The organism is Campylobacter sp. JMF_15 NE4 (genome assembly GCF_027737645.1).
Lineage (GTDB): Bacteria > Campylobacterota > Campylobacteria > Campylobacterales > Campylobacteraceae > Campylobacter_B.
This window is the reverse complement of sequence record NZ_JAOVTY010000002.1, coordinates 11,833-31,472: the sequence shown is the minus strand read 5'-3', so window position 1 is coordinate 31,472 and position 19,640 is coordinate 11,833. Positions and strand designations below refer to the sequence as shown.

The window sequence follows — 19,640 nt, the reverse complement described above, 5'->3', positions numbered from 1 at the left end:
TTTTTAGATATTATAAAATTTCGCTTAAATTTGCCCACTTTATATTTTTAAAGTAAAATTTCGCTAAAATCCAAAAATTTTTATTTCACGGAGAAAGATATGATAAATTTACGACTAATCGAAACGAATTTTGACGAATTTAATAAAAAACTAATCGCCAAAAAAGTCCCCGCAGACACGCTAAAAAGCCTACTTGATGCTTACAACGAACTAAAAGAAAAAAAGACAAATTTAGAAAATTTGCAAGCCGTGCAAAACGCCAAAAGTAAAGAAATGGGCGTAATCGCACGAAATGGTGGCGACATGAAAGCCCTAAAAGCCGAACTTGACGCAAACAAGGCAAAAATCGCAGAACTCGGCGCAGTGGTCAGCGAGTGCGAAGAAAAGCTAAATAGTGTGGCAGCCATCGTGCCAAATATCATCGATGATGATGTCCCATTTGGCGCAGATGAAAACGAAAATGTCTGCGTAAAAACCGTGCTAGAACCGCGTAAATTTGACTTTGCGCCAAAAGAGCATTTCGAGCTAGGCGAAAGCCTTGGTTGGCTAGATTTCGAACGAGGCGTGAAGCTTAGCGGTAGCCGTTTTACCGCACTTCGTGGGCTTGGTGCGAAGCTAAATATGGCGTTGATAAATTATATGATTGATTTTAACAACAGCCGTGGTTTTGAGCTTGTAAATATGCCGTTTTTGGTGCGTGATGAGATACTTTACGGCACAGGACAGCTACCCAAATTTAAAGACGATCTTTACAAAGTAGATAGCGACGAGCTAAATTTGTATCTCATACCTACGAGCGAAGTTACAGCGACGAATTTATTCAACGATGAGATTATCGAAAGCGCGAATTTGCCGATAAAGCTTACGAGTTACAGCCACTGCTTTCGTAAAGAAGCCGGTAGCGCAGGGCGCGATACTAGGGGTATGATTCGTCAGCACCAGTTCGAAAAGGTCGAGCTTGTGGCGATTACGAAGCCAGAAGATAGCGCAAAAATGCTAGATGAAATGGTCTCTTGCGCTAGTGATTTACTAGCTTCTTTGGGCTTACCGCATCGCCACATGGTGCTTTGTAGCGGAGATCTTGGATTTAGTGCGGCAAAAACTATCGACCTTGAAGTCTGGCTTCCCGGACAAAATAAATATAGAGAGATTAGCTCGATTTCAAATTGTCGTGATTTTCAAGCTAGACGCGCGAAAATCCGCTATAAAGATGAAAACAAGAAAAATGCGTTAGTGCATACGCTAAATGGCTCATCTTTGGCAGTGGGTCGCACATTAATCGCTGTCATGGAAAACTACCAACGCGCCGACGGCACAATCGAAATTCCAAAAGTTTTAGAAAAATATATGTAGGTTTTGGCTTTTCGCAATGACACATGATCTGTCACCCTGAAATACTGCGCCGAAATCTTATCGTCATTGTAAGCGAAGTAAAATTTATTTTATTTTGTCATTGCGAGGAGCATAGCGACAAAGTCAATCTACGACTTAAAATTACCGAACGCTGAATTTTTTGTCATTGCGAGGCGTGTAACGCCGAAGCAATCCAGGGAAATTCAAATAAATTTTAATTCGCAGAAAAATTTATCGGAATTTATATTTTATGGAATTTTAAAAAACTCACTCTAAATTTTACTGGATTGCTTCGACGGCGTTGCCGTCTCGCAATGACACGGAATTTGCGTTTTGGTAATTCTTGCTCGTAGATTGCTTCGCTTTCTGCGAAAGCTCGCAATGACAGATTAAACAAATTTCACGCTCGCAAATTCTCGCAATAACAAATCAGACAAAATTTGCTCGCTATTGTCATTGCGAGGAGCATAGCGACGAAGCAATCTACGACTTTAAAATTCTTTGCGCCAAATTTGCATTTTTTCGTTTGTAAATTTGCACGCAAATAAATTTGCCCAAATAACAAAAATAAAAAATCCGCTAAATGCCTTGATTATTCACATTTTCAAAGGTTAAATTTATATTTATTTTAAGCGATTTAGTAATAAAATAGAGAAAATTTTTACACATAAAATGATGGAGGTCATATTATGAAAAAAGAAAAGGTATTTAGCAGGGCGTTATCTGCTATGTTGATTTTGTTTGGAGTTAGCGTTGGCGCGTTCGCAGATGATGATGCGTATGCGGATTATGACGATACTCATCATATCAAGATAGTACCAGCTTTCGAAAGAGCAAATGAGATTCCAAATAGCGGCGAGATTCCCTCTGATTCTCGTGGGGCTCATTTAGGAGATATTACATACGGTGGAAAGGCGACGGGGACTAATCTATGGGGAGGTCTTGCCCCGACAAATCCAGATGGTTCGCAAAATAAGTGGTATGATGAAAACGGAAAGAAACAATTAGTAAATTTTAGCGATGTGGATTTTATAAATATTTATGATCAAAGTAGTGCGCTTAAAGAGAGATTTGGTGGAAGTGGCACCTATGTATATGGCGATATGGTAACAGCTGGTAAGCCTATCATTAACCCTATGCCACTTAGAGGAACTGGTACTCTTGGTGAGACTGACGATAATTGGAAAGCTGGTTATATCACCGATGGTGGCATAAGCGGGACCAAGAATAGTGCTGCTGATACGGTTAAGCTTCCAAAGGGTGTGACGAAAGATGATATTGTCTTTGCGAGACTTTATTGGTATGGTCATTTGTATAACGATAACGAAGTGTTAAAAGACTCTTATGGTCCTGAGAACTGCACGCAAGCTGAGTTAGATGAGGTCGCGAAGCTAAAAAGAGAGGGCAAATTAGACCAAAGGGCTAATTGTAAAAGATTGCCTAAGGTTCTTAAAATAGATGAGATTAAAGGCTACCAAGATGTAAAGGTAAAGATTGCTGGTTCTACTTATGATGTTAGTAGAGAAATTTGCAATGGATACTTTGCCTATAATTCATCTAGGGGTGGTTTAAATGGTAATTATCAAAGATATGCTATGATGTATAACTGCTCTGCTGATATTACCGATAAAATTAAGGCAAATTTTACAGATTATGATGAGACTATAAATGTAGCAGTCGGTAACATCAATGCTAGCTCCGTAGATCCAAGAAAAGGCGGCGATGGCATAAGCAACCAAGTATATAGACCAGCCGATGCTGCTATGGCAGGAAATTTAGATGGTGGTTGGATGAATAAGCCGCATGCTAGGCTTTTGCCATTTGGTGGCTGGCAACTAGTAGTAGTATATGATAAGAGTATGAGATCGCAACAAAAACTTCTTGCTGATCCTAGTAAGGTAGGTGCTAGCAATAGAGATGCTGCAAAAAAATATTTGGATACATATTTTAAACCAAAAAATATTACTTTATATGATGGTCTAACATCGCTAGAACCAGATACTTCTGGAAATAAAAATATTACAGCTAGTTATGCTTTGACTGGATTTTTTACTCCAAAAAGTGGTGATATCAAAGGCAAACTGATAATGGGAGCCTTGGGCGCAAATGGTGGTTTAAGTCCAAATCAAGGTGAAGGTATTTTTATCGCAGAAAATATGGAAAATGTCACTAGGCTAGATACTAACGATTATAATAGCCCAAATTTCTTTAATGGTTCAAAGACTTGGCTGACAGTAAATAGCGATGGAGAATATGTGCTTAATGGCGCAAGTGGTTATCATCAAGGTTTTGACTTAGATGAATTTGATATTTCAGATAGGCTTCGAAAGGAACAAAATAAAATGGCGGTAAGAATAGTAGCCGCTCCAAACCCTGGCGGAACTACAAACCGTTCTATGGTTTCGTTTATGGGTGTTTCAATCGATATGTATGTCCCTAAACTATGCTATGTTCAGAGATTTTATGATACGAGCGGTTGGATGGGATTTTATGATTGGAAGACTGGTGAGAAAAAAACTACCCCAGATAGCAATATCCCTACCGTGCAACGCGTAGTAGCGGGTGAGACGCTGTATTATCGAACAGAGATTCGCAACTATGACGCCAGCGGCGAAGTTGCGTATGACCTAGAAGTCCAGCTAAACAAAGGTGCTTATAATACCTATCAACCAAATTCATCTGGTGTAGATAATACTACGCTAGAATCTAAGAAAATAAGTGAAGCAAACAAACTAGACTATGTATATATCGCCGATAATCTACCTGGTGCATACTCTACTCAAAAAGATAGAGCCAACAATACAAACCCGATAGCTAGCTATAATGGCAAGACTTTGATGAAGCTTGTAAATAATACTCCGAGATTTTATCTAGGAAGCAATGCTGGATCTAGTGGAAAAGATAACCCTAATGGAGGTGGTAGGCTAGAAATCGGAGAGTCTGCATATATCGAGTTTAACGCTACTGTCGGCAACACTTATCTGTATAATCCTATTAGTTATAGAGTTACTTATAAGATGAGACTTGCTAATTCGACAGAGCTTATTACTCTGCCAGAAGCTGAGCTTTCGATGTGTGAGGGTGAAAAACCCCAAGATGTAGAAATTGCGTTTTTAAATGGTCTTAAAATTGTAAATCAAAATTTTGAAGATTTAAAAGATACAGATAAGACAAATAAACAAGATGACAGACTATATACCCAAGTAGCAGAGTTGCCGTTTAAGGTAAATATGGTATTTAGACCTGATATTAATGATTTGTTCCCATGCCCTACTGAGAATTTGGATAATGAAACAGGCGATTGCTCTGATTGGAATAAAAAGAATTCTCGCGTAGATTTGTGCGATGCGTTTAGTAATATTTTTCATCGTGTAGGCGAACATTGCGTACCTATAAATACAAAAGAGTTGCCAAATGGTAGAATGGGAATCGACTATCCTAATGCTGATGGTAGCTTGAAAAAATTTGACCTAGAAGGTCCGATTTTCTTATCTGCAATTAGAGCTAGCGACAAGGGTAGTTGCTACTATATCGATAACAAAACAAAGCTTCCGTTTAAATTCAACGGTGTGCGAGGAGTCGATCATAATACGAAATTCCAAGAGAAACAAACAGATGAGAAACTAATCGTTCCTATCGATGAGGTGGAGATAGAAGATGCCTTTAAGGGTGTAACATTTATGTTTAGTTACTATCCAAGAGGACTGGAAAATTTCGTTGCGACTAGACCGATAAATTTGGAAAATTTGGCTCTTGATGTCAATGGCACTGTTTTATATGAGTATGTCGATGACGAACCTGTCGCTATCGAAAATGTAACACAGTATTATATCAGATTGCAAACAGAGCGTTTATATGAAAAATATATAAACAAAAAAATGGATTTGCCACAATCTGTAACTAATCTACTTGAACGATATGGGGTAAGCAGATATAAAATAGAGCTAGAAGAACCTAAAAAACGCGAATTAGAGCTTGCGTGGTTAAATGATACATCGGGCAATGATGAATTTGAAGATGAAAGAGAAGCCTTTAATGCGGATTTGGCTAAGATTTTATCTGAGATCGAAACCGCTCAGTCGTATTTCGGAACAGAGATGTCAGCTGACGGGTCTTTCCATATTTGTGATAGTGATAACTTCGTAGTCAGACCTGCGTATTTCGAAGCAGATATGAGTGCTACCGATAAATATGCAAAATTAGTAAATCCTGCCGCTACTGGTGATATTACCGAGAAATTAGATGAAAGAAATAGCAATAATTTGCGTGTAGGTGGAGATTATAAATCAAATATTGATGTGCTAAGCAAGGTATTTTATGCAAAGAGCTATAAAGGCAATTCAGTGCCGAACTATTATGGTATTTTAGGTGGAGATCTAAGCAAACTTAGATTTAGCCAGAGAGATAGTTACACAAATGCTTCTTTGGATGTAGATAAAGATACTGCGTATTTGGCATATAGAGAAACTGCGACTTACCTAAAACCATTTATTTCTGGTGCTTGCCGTGAAAATATATCTGGACAATCTTATTATATAGAAAAGGAATTGGCAGATCAAGACGGACTTAAATCGACAGTTGGAACTTGTGCAAATGTGCCTGTGCCTTATGCTGGATTAGTATATAAATATGGCGAAGGTAAATATGAGTTAGATAGCAATGCTGTATCTAAACTCTCAAAAGGCAATAAAGATGCAGAATTTGGTAAAGTTACTAAAATCGAAAACTGTTTAATAAATGGCAAGGATTTTGATGCAAAATATGATAGGGTTTGGGATAAAGACGCCATAAGTATGATAGCTGATTTTAGTGTGAAAAATATCAATGTTACAGATGGTGCAGCCAAACTCAAAAGATATAATGCAAATGAACTTAGAGCACAAGGTCTTTTGGAGGCAAATAAAAAAGATAAACGCCCAGCTGCTTTATATACTTCGACATTGTATGCTGATAAAAATAAAGATAATCCAAAGGGCGAAATTTTTAACTACTATAATGTCGGCGATGTAATGGTAAATATCTATGACAACTCATGGACAGATGATTATGCAGATCAAACCTTTGATTCTAGGGAACAACCTGCACCTAAGAGCCAGGATATGCGAGATAAGTATTGGGGAACAAAATGTGTAATTAACTCTACTAGCAATGTCCATGATGATAGAGGTAGAATCGGTTGTGATGTCGGTATAAAACAAGCTAGCGATAAAGACGCAGAAAAAGCATTGGGACTAGTGCTTAGATATCAACCAAAAAAAATTGGAATTTCTATGACCAGTTTGGATAATGGAACATACGGATTGTCTTGGCTTGGTGAAGATACTGATGGCGACGGTATTCCTGATGCTACTACTGCTTATGATGCAAATGCTTCGCGTTTTAGTAGTTATGACAACAATATAACCGGTGCTACAACCGCTGCTTTCACATATTTTAACTCTGTTGATATAGAGAATAATTTGTTTATTGATGTGCTTGGAGATGGTACAAATTATGTTAATCCAGCTAATAATAAAGCGGTAACAAATCAGCTAGATCAATTAGCTATGTTGAAATTCAATGCTGTTGCTTATTTAGATGATAGCGTTTATAAGGATATAGTGGCTACATTGTATGATGGAAGAATGGCGACAAATTCTAATGGTACTTCACAACAAGTTTGTGGATTTGCAAGTGATATGGATGTGGATGTGACATTTGGTTACGATTGTGCTAGTGCTACTGGTGCTAACGACGGTCGTTGTGCAACTGGGGTTACTGCTAGTACGATTACAAACGAATCAAATTATATTCCGTATCCTGATTTAGCAACAATGTCATTTAGAATTCCTCGTGGAACTTCCTTCCTTACTACCGGTGAGTGTGTTGCTAGTGCGAATTATGATAGTAGATGTTATAAGTATAATGTCAAACAAATAACTGCTACTGGTGTTAGAGAAGAGATGACTAGTGGTGTTAATCAATGGCAGCTTCCTATACCTTTAAATCAAGCTATTAGTTATTATACCGATGCGAGTTTGAATAGCGGATTTGTCCATAGGTTAGATACAGATAGTCAAATGAATCCTAAAATAGCAAATTTTGCCTTGATGGCTCGTGGATTTAAAGAGGGTAAAACTCCAAATGCAACCGTTTATTTTAACTTTGACAGAATGCAAAAAAATCCTAGTTTGCCGGTTTTAATTTACGCTAGTGATTTTGGCTTTTCTCGTGTGGCTCTTGATGGAGGAAATGGAAAAATTCAACCGGCGAAATTTGATAAAGATTTAAAAATTATTCCTTATACAGCGTCTGAAATTGCAGGCTCAAAAGTGGAAATGGGTTCAGGAGTTGAAATATTTAATGAAAACTTTGATCAATACATAACGAGGATTGCAAAAGGCGTAGATAAAGCGACTGTCATAAATAGGATAAATGGCACTAACGATGCGACATATAGCGATGGAACACCATATACAAATTTCGCTGACAATATCGGAACATACGCATATTTTGTCTATGGTAAATCTTACGATGTAAGCGATGGTGAAAATGTATATGAAGGTGTAACTGGCGCACCTATATCAATTCCTATCAACGAATATCTATATTGTGGTAAAACCAATTTAAATGATTGTTTTGTTATGCCTGCACCAAGAACTGGTTTAGAATATCTTGTCCCTGCGGCAAATGTTTTTGGAATCCTTAATCCTAATGTGCTCATTAATACTAATAAAAGTAATGGTTGGGTTATAAATACTTTCGCAACAGGTGCAAATATTGCCAATAGATTTGTTTCTAGATACAAATCTACAAATGCAGGTGTAAGAGTGGCTACGGCGGCTAATCCAAATGATGGAGCTGGTTTTGTAAATGGAGTTCAAACTATTACTATAAATTCTGGAAATCGCGCAGCTTCTACTATCAGGATACTTACAAATCCTTGGCTTATCCATACCCCTGCACATGATAGAACTAGGGTATATGAAGAAGAGAGTGTTGGAGTTCATGATTATGCTGCGCCTTATGCAGTCTCAGGTGTGCCACAATACTTCAATCCTATTGAGGTAAGATTTAACCCTGCTGGTTCTTGGATGGGTGAAGGTACTATCAAAGGTAAGGCAGATGATGTCGGTAACTTTGTAGGAGAAAGCGATGCAAGTGCTTCAACTGGTGGCACAAATGAAAGTGCGGGAAGAACCTACCGCAATAGGCGTATCAGTTGGTAACTTTCACGCCAGTTAAAATTTAAAGCCTAGCCTTGGTGCTAGGCTTTTTTAAATTTAATCAAATTTAAAAAAATAGTAAAATTTAAATTAGGAAGACATTTGAAAAATATACGAAATTTCAGCATTATTGCCCACATAGACCACGGCAAAAGCACCCTTGCAGACAGATTAATCAGTGAGTGTAAGGCGGTCGAAGATCGTCAAATGAGCTCGCAAATCATGGATACTATGGATATCGAAAAAGAGCGTGGTATCACTATCAAGGCCCAATCCGTGCGTCTAGAATACGAGCTTGGTGGCGAAAAATATGTCCTAAATCTCATCGACACCCCAGGTCATGTGGATTTTAGCTATGAAGTAAGCAGAAGTCTGGCTAGCTGTGAGGGCGCGATACTTGTCGTCGATGCCAGCCAGGGCGTGCAGGCTCAAACTATCGCAAATGTCTATATCGCACTCGAACACAACCTAGAAATTATCCCTGTGCTAAACAAAATCGACCTTCCATCAGCAGATCCTACGCGCGTCAAGGACGAGATCGAGCATATAATCGGACTTGATTGCTCGGAGGCAATCGAAGTAAGCGCGAAGACTGGGCAGGGCATAAAAGAGCTATTAGAAGCAATTATCACAAAAATCCCAGCTCCCAAAACTGACGAAAACAAGCCATTAAAAGCACTTATTTATGATAGCTGGTTTGATAACTATCTTGGCGCACTTGCCCTTGTGCGCATTTATGACGGAGTGGTCAAAAAGGGCGATGAGGTCTATGTCATGGGCACTGGCGGTCGCCACGAGGTGCTAGGGCTCATGTATCCAAACCCTCTTGCGCCGATTAAAACAAACGCCGTGCGAAGCGGCGAGGTCGGTATCGTAGTAATGGGGCTAAAAAATGTCAGCGATGTGCAAGTCGGCGATACGATTACGCTCTATCGCAACCAAGCCTCCCAGCCAATCGGTGGCTTTGAAAAGGCTAAGCCTTTTGTGTTTGCTGGAATTTACCCCGTCGAGACCGATAAATTCGAAGAGCTCCGCGACGCGCTAGATAAGCTCAGCCTAAATGATAGCTCGCTTAGCTACGAGCCAGAGACCTCGCTTGCGCTTGGATTTGGCTTTCGCGTGGGGTTTTTGGGCTTGCTTCACATGGAGGTTGTCAAAGAGCGTTTGGAGCGCGAGTTTAATCTCGATCTAATCGCTACTGCGCCGACCGTTACTTATGAGGTCTATCTCACAGACGGCTCTATCAAGCGAATACACAGTCCTAGCGAACTGCCTGAGCCGAACTATATAGATCGTATCGAAGAGCCTTATGTGCGCGCTACAATCATTACGCCGAGTGAATTTTTGGGGAATTTAATCACGCTTTTAAATTCTCGCCGTGGCGTGCAGACCAAAATGGACTATATCACGCCAGAGCGTGTTTTGCTCGAATACGATGTGCCGACAAATGAGATTATTATGGATTTTTACGACAAGCTCAAATCCTGCACCAAAGGCTATGCGAGTTTCGATTACGAGCCTAGCGATTATAGGCGCGGAAATTTGGTCAAACTCGATATTCGCGTCGCTGGCGAGGCTGTCGATGCGCTCTCTATCATCGTGCCGGTAGAAAAGGCGCAGTCTAAGGGCAGGGATCTGGTAAAGGCGATGAAGGAAATCGTCCCGCGTCAGCTTTTTGAGGTGGCGATTCAGGCTAGTATCGGCAACAAAATCATCGCCCGCGAAAATGTGCGAGCAATGGGCAAAAATGTAACCGCCAAGTGCTACGGCGGCGATATTACGCGCAAGCGCAAGTTGCTCGAAAAGCAAAAAGAGGGCAAAAAGCGCATGAAGGCTATCGGCAAGGTGAATTTGCCTAGCGAGGCGTTTTTAAGCGTTTTGAAGATTGATTAAAATTTGGCTCTTTGAGGAATACTGCCTCGGATTTCGCCTAATTTGTCATTGCGAGCTTTCGTAGAAAGCGAAGCAATCTACGAGCAAAAATAACCAAAATGCGAATTTCGTGTCATTGCGAGATTTTCGCAAGAAAATCGAAGCAATCCAGTAAAATTTAGAGTGAGTTTTTAAAATTCCATAAAATATAAATTCCGATAAATTTTTCTGCGAATTAAAATTTGTTTGAATTTCCCTGGATTGCAACGCTGGGCTCGCAATGATAGCAAATTTGGCGCAAGGAATTTTAAAGTCGTAGATTGCCACGCCGTGCAAGCACGGCTCGCAATGACAAATTAAAAGTCAATGAAAATCCCATGGATTAGCATGTTAGCTGCGTTTGCTTGCAAATGACAAATCGGGGAAATTTATAAGCCCAAATTTGGGCTTATAAAGTAGAATTTAGCTTAAAAATTGCTAAGGAAATCGTCTAGCAGAAGGTATTTTTTATCAATACTGCCTTTGTAAAATTTCTCGAAAGTATCGGTGTATGCGTGTTGGAAAAACTCCGCCTTTGTCAGCTCAATAATCGCGTTATTTACGAAATTTACAAGCTCTGCGTTGCCTTTTTGCGCGCCCACACAGATATAATCTATCTCGCCTACGCTTTTGACGCCAGTTTCTAAGCTAGGATTATTCATCACAACTGCGGCGGCTGTGATATTTGTGTGCATGTAGCCATCAACTTCGTTTGATAGCATTTTTTCCGCGCACTCTACGCCATGTTCGCAGTAAGAAACATCAAAACTGTATTTTTGTGCATTCGTTTTGAGCCAATCATCGCTTGTGGTACCCTTTTGGACTATGATTTTTTTGCCCTTTAAATCAGATAGCTTTGTAACTCCGTCAGCTTTTCTGGTGACTACGACTTGCACATCTGCTAGGTATGGCACTGAAAAATCCACTTCCTTAGCGCGCGCTGGTGTGGCAGAAAAGTTGCCGACCACTAGGTCTAAATCGCCGTTTTTAAGCATAGGAAGTCTGTCTTTTGCCTCGATGACTACTAAGTCGATTGAGCCGTCGCTTCCTACTAGCTTTGTGCCGATTTCTTTGGCCAAAGATACCTCAAATCCCTCGCTCTGCCCATTTACCTGCGAACTAAATGGAGGCAGGTTTTCTCGCACACCGATTTTAACCTTTTTGCTTGATTGAATATCTTGCAAAGAGGCACCAAATGCACATGCACAGCCAAGTGATAAAAGTAAAAACTTTTTCATTATATACTCCTATAAATGAAATTTTAGTTTTTTTTAAAAAGATATTAGGAGTAATTTTACCGTGAAATTTTAAAATAAAATTTAAATTTCACGGCAAATTCTGGTAAATTTAAAGAATTTCTAGTATAAATTTTAACCAAAAAGGCTATTTACGCTCTCGTCGTGATATACGCGACGGATAACCTCGCCAAATAGCGATGTTACCGAGATGACTTTGATTTTATCGCACTCTTGGCGCAACGGAATCGTATCTGTGACGATTAGCTCATCTAGTGCGCCCTCATTTAGCCTCTCATAAGCTGGTCCGCTTAAAACCGCGTGTGTGCAAAACGCCATAACGCTAGTCGCACCCCTTTCTTTAAACGCAGCGGCGGCTTTGACGATAGTGCCGGCTGTATCGATCATATCGTCGATTAAAATCACATCTTTGCCATTTACATCGCCGATGATATTCATAACTTCGCTTTTGTTGGCTTCTTCGCGTCTTTTATCTACAATAACCATATCCAAATTTAACTTTTTAGCAAAGGATCTTGCGCGCGCCACACCGCCGACATCTGGGCTAGCGATGATAGGGTTTTTTAAATTTTTGTTTTTGAAATAGTCCAAAAACGCCAAAGATCCATATAAATTATCTACCGGAATATCGAAAAATCCCTGAATTTGTCCAGCGTGTAGATCCATTGTCACCACTCTATCAATGCCCGCTGTTTGCATCATATTTGCGACGAGTTTGGCGCTGATTGGCACTCTTGGGGCTGCCTTGCGGTCCTGTCTAGCGTATCCGAAATACGGCACCACGGCTGTGATTGATCTAGCGCTTGATCTTTTTAGCGCGTCGCTTAGGATTAAAAGCTCCATTAAATTTGAGTTAGCCGGAGCGCAGGTCGGTTGTATGACGAAAACATCCTTGCCGCGCACACTTTCGCCGATTTGCACGCTAATCTCGCCGTCGCTAAATGTCTTGATAGAACACTCGCTAAGTGGCAGGGATAGGTATTTTGAGATTTTTTTTGCGAAGTCAGGATTGGCGCTTCCTGATACGATTTTATAGCCACGCATATTTTGCCTTTGTGATAAGATGAACCCTAATTTTACACCAAAGCTGATAAATTTAAGCTAATTTTCTACGATTTTACTCGGTTCGCCGAAAAGATTTGCAAGCTCGGTTTTTAAAATTTCTTCCTTGCTCACAGCCTCGCTTGCAAGCTTGGCAAGCTCGCTTCTAGTTTTTTGCATATCAGGCTTGGCTACTTCGGCGCTGATTTCGTAATTGCTCAAATTTGTCTGATTTAGCAAATTTGGCTTGGGTAAATCCTTTGGCGAATTTGCCAAATTCGGCTTTGGCTCCGCCTCGCGAAGTGGGGCGTTTTGGGTGATTGAAATTTTAGCATTTTCACCAAAAGTCATTTTCAAAACGCTATTTATCGCCCTTGACGCGGCGCGCAAATACTCTTTGTCCTCGTTTTTGGCGCGAGAAATCAGATACAAAGTGGAGTTTTCGAATTTGACAAATTCAATGCAATTATCAAATTTCTCGCCCAGCTCGTAGCTTCTATCGTATAAATTTGAGAGAAATTTATCATACGCCGAATTCGCATTTAGCGTATCTGCGCCTGTTTTTTGCGCTACTTTTTGCTCTAAATCGTTTAGTTTTTGGCTAGTGCTGTTTTGCACAGGGGCTGGATTTTGCGCTGAATTTTGCGTCAAATTTGGAGTATTTCGCGGTGCGCTGAAATTTGCATTTGCCTGCGCGCTTTTTGGCGTAGCAAAATTTGGCGCAGAGCCCAAATTTGCCCCGCTTGCACCGCTACCCTCAATGGATTTTGAAATTTCGATTAACTCGTCGATTTCTTGCAAATTCACAGCTTCCATCATCAAAAATATCATCATCAAAAGCGAGTAAGTATTATCCGAACTCACGCCTAGCATGCTTTTTGCGCCGGCTAAAATTCGGAAAAATCGCTCATAAATTAGCATGCTAAATTTGGTATCATTTCGCAAAAATTTCTCTTTTAAATTCGCAATCATCTCGTCGATTATGGTCTCGGCGTTGTAGTTTTCGATCTCTTTGACGATTTCGATAGCGCCCACGCGGTCTTGGCGCAAAACGATTTCTAAAATTTCATTGATTTTGGCGGGATCTAGGAGCCCCAGCATATCGGCTACTGCGGTTTGCGTGACATTTTCTTCGCTATAAATTATGGCTTGATCTAAAAGCGTGAGAGTATCCCTGAGCGAGCCAGAACCGCTTCTAGCTAGGATTTTGAGCGCGCCGTTTTCGTAAGAAATACCCTCATTTTGCAAAATCGCTTCAAGGTGCGAAATAATCGCTAATTGGGCGATTGGTTTGAAGCGGAAGTGTTGTGTGCGCGAAAGCACGGTCGCTGGAAGCTTCAAAGGATCTGTGGTGGCTAGGATAAATTTTACATACGCAGGCGGTTCTTCAAGCGTCTTTAAAAGGGCGTTTGAAGCCTCTTTGGTAAGCATATGAACCTCGTCTATGATAAAAATTTTAAATCTCGCACTAGCCGGGGAGTATTTGGTCTGCTCGATTAGCTCCCTGATATCGTCGATTTTGCGGTGGCTTGCAGCGTCCATTTCGATGATATCGATATGGCGACCTTCGTTTGCCATGATACAGTTATCGCAACTCTCGCAAGGCTTCGAAGTGGGTCCGTGATCGCAAAGCAGGGCTTTGGCGAAAATACGCGCGGTCGAGGTCTTGCCAGAGCCTCTAAGTCCGCTAAAAAGATATGCATGTCCTAGTCTTGCGCCGTCGAGTGCGTGCGCTAGGGAGCTTGCGATTGCGTTTTGTCCGATTAGGGCGTCGAAGTTTTTTGGTCTGTATTTTAGTGCGAGTGCTTGCAAAATTTCTCCTTGATTTAAAACCTTTAATAATACAAAAAAAACTATAAATTTAAAATTTATCGCTATATTACGCCAAATTTTTCAAAAAAGGATCAAAATGAAATCAATTTTTGTCGCAATCTTTGCACTTTTAATCGCGGGGTGTTCGAGCAATACGCCTGTTTTGGGGCTTAGTCCATATATTTCTGGTGTTGCGCCACAAGCAAAAACCAAAAGCGCTGGCGAGCTAAATATCAAAGACTCTCGTCAAAATACCCTAATCATCGGCACAATCAACGATAATAGCGGAAATTTAATTGACGAGGTTTTGCTTAAAACAGATTTGAGCTCGTGGTTCGAAAACGCCCTTAAAACCGAGCTTGGCGCGCGTGGCGTAGCCATAGGCGCAGGTGGGGCTAACATAAGCGTGGATATCAAAACCCTAAATGCCGCAATCGAGGGGTATTCTAAACAAAATATGAGCGCAAAAGCCGAAGTTTTCATCACTATCGTAAATGGCACTAGAACGATTACAAAACGCGTAGCCCAAGATCAAAGCGAGTTTGCAGCCCTTCGCAATGCCCGCACAATGGAGCCTTTCGTCGAAAGTATGCTAAGAGATATCATCAAAAAATCAGCCGATCAAATCGTCTCTTCGCTCTAAATTTTAAATGCGTTGCATTAATTGTGGCGCATTTTCCCTGCGCCTTTTTTGCACCTCTTGTGCGCGAACCCTCTCGCAAAACCGCCTAAACGCGCGTGTGGTGGAGGATTTCGTGGTATTTTATTATTACGGATACTCGGAGGTTAAAAATTTAATCCTTTCCAAGCACCATTTGCACGGAAGTGCGGTTTTATCGCGCTTGGCTAAATTTAGTCTAGCGAAATTTCCAAATGAATTTAAGGCTTTTTTAGATGAGAATTTGCCAAATTTGACGCGCGAAATCCCAAATTTCAAATTTCAAGCCGTCCCGCTAGATGATGATATTGGCTCTGGATTTTCGCATACTGCCGTTTTGGCCCGCGCGCTAAAATCGCGCGAAATAACGCCAACTTATGGCGTGATTAAAGCCCAAAACAAGGTCAAATACGCAGGTCAGTCCTTGGAATTTCGCCTAAAACACAGGCGCGATTATAAAATTACAAAAGAGCCAAAATTTCCCGTGATTTTAGTCGATGATATCGTTACAACCGGGCTTAGTATGTTGGAGGCTAGGGAGGTTTTAAAAAAGGCTGGATTTAGAGTGGTTTTTGGCATAGTTTTGGCAAATGCACAAATTTAAGCAAATTTACGCGAATTTTAGGTTACTCAAAAGGTTTTTTTGCTAGAATTAAAAGTTTAAATTTGCAATAAGGAAAGATATGCAAGAAAGTATTTTTGACACACAAGAAATCATAGACATAGATGTTGAAGAATCAATAAAAACAAGCTATTTAGACTATTCGATGAGCGTTATCATAGGTCGCGCCTTACCTGATGCCAGAGACGGCTTGAAGCCTGTGCATAGGCGAATTTTATACGCTATGAACGACCTTGGAGTTAGCTCTCGCCAACCATATAAAAAATCAGCGCGTATTGTGGGTGATGTCATCGGTAAATACCACCCGCACGGCGATACAGCGGTGTATGATGCGCTAGTGCGTATGGCACAAAGCTTTTCTATGAGAATTCCAACCGTCGATGGTCAGGGAAACTTCGGCTCGATTGACGGCGACGGCGCAGCTGCTATGCGTTATACAGAGGCTAGAATGACGCCACTAGCCGAAGAACTTTTGAAAGATTTAGACAAAGAGACGGTCGATTTCATACCAAACTACGATGAGAGCCTAAGTGAGCCTGATGTGCTTCCTGCGCGCGTGCCAAATTTGCTTTTAAACGGATCGAGCGGTATCGCTGTGGGTATGGCGACAAATATCCCGCCACACAGCCTTGATGAGCTTGTTGATGGGCTTTTGCTTTTAATCGACAATAAAAACGCTAGCCTTGAAGAGGTCATGCAATACATCAAAGGTCCAGATTTCCCAACTGGCGGACTTATTTTTGGTAAAAAAGGTATAATTGATGCTTATCGCACTGGGCGTGGCAGGGTCAAACTCAGGGCTAAAACGCATATCGAAAAAAAGGCCAACAAAGATGTCATCGTCATAGACGAGCTTCCATATCAGACAAACAAAGCCCGCTTAATCGAGCAAATCGCGGATTTGGTCAAAGATAAGCAAATCGATGGTATTAGCGAAGTGCGCGATGAGAGCGATTTCGAGGGAATTCGCGTCGTAATCGAGCTCAAACGCGACGCTATGAGCGATATCGTGCTAAATAATCTTTTCAAACAAACCACTATGGAGGGCACTTTTGGCGTAATTATGCTCGCAATCGACGGCAAAGAGCCAAAGGTATTCTCGCTAATCGAGCTACTTAAACTTTTCTTAAATCACAGAAAAACCGTCGTCATTAGACGCACGATTTTCGAGCTTCAAAAGGCGCGCGCTAGGGCGCACATTTTAGAAGGCCTTAAAATCGCGCTTGATAATATCGACGAAGTGATCGAAATCATTAGAAATTCAGCCGACACTGCGATAGCTAGGGAAAATTTAATGGCTAAATTTGGCCTAAGCGAGCTTCAATCAAACGCGATTTTGGATATGAGGTTAAGCAAACTAACTGGCTTAGAGCGCGAAAAAATCGAAAATGAGCTAAAAGAGCTTTTGGTCGAAATTTCACGCCTTGAAAATATCCTAAAATCTGAAAATTTAATCGAGCAAATTATCAAAGATGAGCTCTTAGAAATCAAAGATAAATTTAAATGCCCGCGCATTACAGAAATCGTCGATGACTACGATGATATCGATATCGAGGACCTTATACCAAACGAAAATATGGTCGTAACTATCACGCACCGCGGATATATAAAACGCGTGCCAAGCAAGACTTACGAGAAGCAAAAAAGAGGTGGCAAGGGCAGGGTAGCAGTGACGACATACGATGATGATTTCATCGAAAATTTCTTCACTAGCAACACCCACGATACGCTTATGTTTGTTACAGACCGCGGACAGCTTTACTGGCTCAAAGTCTATAAGATCCCAGAGGGCTCACGCACAGCCAAAGGCAAGGCGATTGTAAATTTAATCAAACTCGTAGGCGATGAAAAAATCATGGCGATTATCCCGACTACCGATTTTTCAGATAGCAAATCGCTAGTATTTTTCACCAAAAATGGTATCGTAAAACGCACAAATTTAAGCGCGTTTTCGAATATCCGCTCACTTGGCGTAAGGGCTATCAGCCTAGACGATGATGACGCGCTAGTAACCGCGCTAATCGTGCCAAATGAGGCAGGCGAGAGCGCACCGATTGAGAGCGATGATGAAAATGGACAAAATTTAGAAATTTCGCAAGAAATCGAAGAAGTTGAGAGCGAAATTTTAGATGAAAACAGCAGCGAAATCAACGAAAATATGATTTTCATCGCTACCAAAAAGGGTATGTGCGTTAAATTTAAACTCGGTAAAGTTCGCCAAATGGGACGCGTAGCCAGAGGCGTGAGAGGGCTTAAATTTAAAGAAGCTGGCGATGAGGTAATCGGTGCGACATTTATTTTAAATGATAATTTAGAAATTTTAAGTGTGAGCCAAAAAGGCATTGGCAAACGCACCACAGCTAGCGAATATCGCCTTACAAATCGTGGCGGCAAGGGCGTAATCTGCATGAAGCTCACAAACCGCACCGGCGATTTGGTAGGTGTAGTAATGGTCGATGAGGAAATGGATCTCATGGCGCTAACCACAAGTGGCAAGATGATTCGCACAGATATCCAAAGCATACGCAAAGCCGGACGCAACACAAGTGGCGTCATCGTGGTAAATGTCGAGGGCGATGATGTGGTTAGCATTGCTACTTGCCCGAAAGCAGAAAGCGATGATGAGGGCGAAGTGGGCGAAGAAAATGGTGGCGAGAGCCTAAATTTAGAAAATAGCGAAAATCAAATCATACAAGGAGAGGGTGATGAATAGATATAACATCGCAATCGTTGGCGCAACAGGCGCTGTTGGCGAAGAGATACTTAGAGTTTTGTCTGAGTTAAATTTCCCAGTAGCAGATATTTTGCCACTAGCTAGCGCACGCTCGGCTGGCGAGGTCGTAGAATTTGAGGGCAAAGAGTATGTGGTAAAAGAGCTTACCGAGACTACATTTGAAGAAAACGAGATTGATATCGCGTTTTTTAGCGCAGGTGGAAGTATTTCGGCGCATTTCGCACCGCTTGCAGCAGCTAGTGGCGCAGTGGTAATCGATAATACAAGCCATTTTAGAATGCAAGATGATGTCCCTCTCGTGGTGCCTGAGTGCAATCCTGGCGATATCGAGCTATGGGAGCAAACAGGAATCATCGCCAATCCAAACTGCTCGACTATCCAAATGGTGCAAATCCTAAAACCACTAAACGACGCTTTTGATATCGAGCGCGTAGATGTGAGCACATACCAAGCCACAAGTGGCGCAGGTAAAGAGGGTATGAGCGAGTTAGTCGAACAGCTTCAAGCGTTTTTTGCCTTTAAGCTTGATGAGTGCGAGCCAAAGGTTTTCGCTCACCAAATCGCAATGAATGTAATCCCTCATATCGATGTTTTCAACGAAAATGGCTTTACCAAAGAAGAGCTAAAAATGGTCAATGAAACGCAAAAAATCCTGCACAAAAACTTCCCAGTGGCGGCCACTTGCGTGCGTGTGCCTGTCATGAGAAGCCACAGCGAGGCGATTACTATTAAATTTAAACAAGATTTCACCCTTGAAAAGGTGCGCGAAATTTTAGCAAACGCAAAAAGCGTCGTGCTTTGCGATGATCCAAGCGAAAAAAAATACCCTATGCCAATCGTCGCTACCGATACGAACGAGACTTTCGTAGGCAGAATCCGCCGTGATATCTATGATGATAAAATTCTCCACCTTTGGTGCAGTGCCGATCAAATCCGCGTCGGAGCGGCTACAAATGCCGTTAGAATCGCGCTTGATTGGATTGAACTTCAAGAAAACAAATAAATTTACGGGCGCAAATTCGTTGCGCCCATTTTAAATTTTACAAAT

The 19,640-nt window shown here is 41.2% G+C and carries 10 protein-coding genes; 7 read left to right on the top strand and 3 right to left on the bottom strand.

Annotation, left to right across the window (positions count from 1 at the left end; all coding sequences use genetic code 11):
• Nucleotides 1–99: 99 nt before the first annotated feature.
• From serS to lepA, 3 genes are all read left to right on the top strand, one after another.
• On the top strand, nucleotides 100–1,353 hold the full coding sequence (gene serS, locus OFN98_RS04390) for a serine--tRNA ligase (RefSeq protein ID WP_270874200.1): 1,254 nt from the start codon (nucleotides 100–102) through the stop codon (nucleotides 1,351–1,353).
• A 689-nt stretch (nucleotides 1,354–2,042) separates the two neighbouring features.
• A complete protein-coding gene (locus OFN98_RS04385) occupies nucleotides 2,043–8,561 on the top strand; it encodes a hypothetical protein (RefSeq protein ID WP_270874199.1) in 6,519 nt (2,172 codons plus the stop codon).
• Between the two features lie 99 nt (nucleotides 8,562–8,660).
• A complete protein-coding gene (gene lepA, locus OFN98_RS04380; RefSeq protein WP_270876627.1) occupies nucleotides 8,661–10,451 on the top strand; it encodes a translation elongation factor 4 in 1,791 nt (596 codons plus the stop codon).
• A 446-nt stretch (nucleotides 10,452–10,897) separates the two neighbouring features.
• Here lepA and OFN98_RS04375 read toward each other — a convergent pair whose 3' ends face one another.
• From OFN98_RS04375 to OFN98_RS04365, 3 genes are all read right to left on the bottom strand, one after another.
• Nucleotides 10,898–11,707: a transporter substrate-binding domain-containing protein gene (locus OFN98_RS04375; protein WP_270876626.1), complete on the bottom strand. Its 810-nt coding sequence runs from the start codon at nucleotides 11,705–11,707 to the stop codon at nucleotides 10,898–10,900.
• 132 nt (nucleotides 11,708–11,839) lie between these two features.
• Nucleotides 11,840–12,769 (bottom strand): ribose-phosphate pyrophosphokinase, encoded by a 930-nt coding sequence (locus OFN98_RS04370; RefSeq protein ID WP_270859651.1) that lies wholly within the window; start codon nucleotides 12,767–12,769, stop codon nucleotides 11,840–11,842.
• Between the two features lie 57 nt (nucleotides 12,770–12,826).
• Nucleotides 12,827–14,581, bottom strand: a complete 1,755-nt coding sequence (locus tag OFN98_RS04365; protein ID WP_270876645.1) for a DNA polymerase III subunit gamma/tau — start codon at nucleotides 14,579–14,581, stop codon at nucleotides 12,827–12,829.
• Nucleotides 14,582–14,675: 94 nt separating this feature from the next.
• Between OFN98_RS04365 and OFN98_RS04360 the strand changes: the two genes are divergently transcribed.
• The 4 genes from OFN98_RS04360 to OFN98_RS04345 all read left to right on the top strand — a co-directional run bounded on the left by OFN98_RS04360 (nucleotide 14,676) and on the right by OFN98_RS04345 (nucleotide 19,595).
• Complete coding sequence (locus OFN98_RS04360; RefSeq protein ID WP_270874197.1) at nucleotides 14,676–15,221, top strand: YajG family lipoprotein; 546 nt, start codon at nucleotides 14,676–14,678, stop codon at nucleotides 15,219–15,221.
• 7 nt (nucleotides 15,222–15,228) lie between these two features.
• Entirely contained in the window at nucleotides 15,229–15,840 is a 612-nt protein-coding gene (locus OFN98_RS04355; RefSeq protein WP_333720403.1) for a ComF family protein, read from the top strand.
• Nucleotides 15,841–15,919: 79 nt separating this feature from the next.
• A complete protein-coding gene (gene gyrA / locus OFN98_RS04350) occupies nucleotides 15,920–18,571 on the top strand; it encodes a DNA gyrase subunit A (protein ID WP_270868799.1) in 2,652 nt (883 codons plus the stop codon).
• Entirely contained in the window at nucleotides 18,564–19,595 is a 1,032-nt protein-coding gene (locus OFN98_RS04345) for an aspartate-semialdehyde dehydrogenase (protein WP_270862114.1), read from the top strand. The genes gyrA and OFN98_RS04345 overlap by 8 nt, the downstream gene beginning before the upstream one ends.
• Nucleotides 19,596–19,640: the final 45 nt, after the last annotated feature.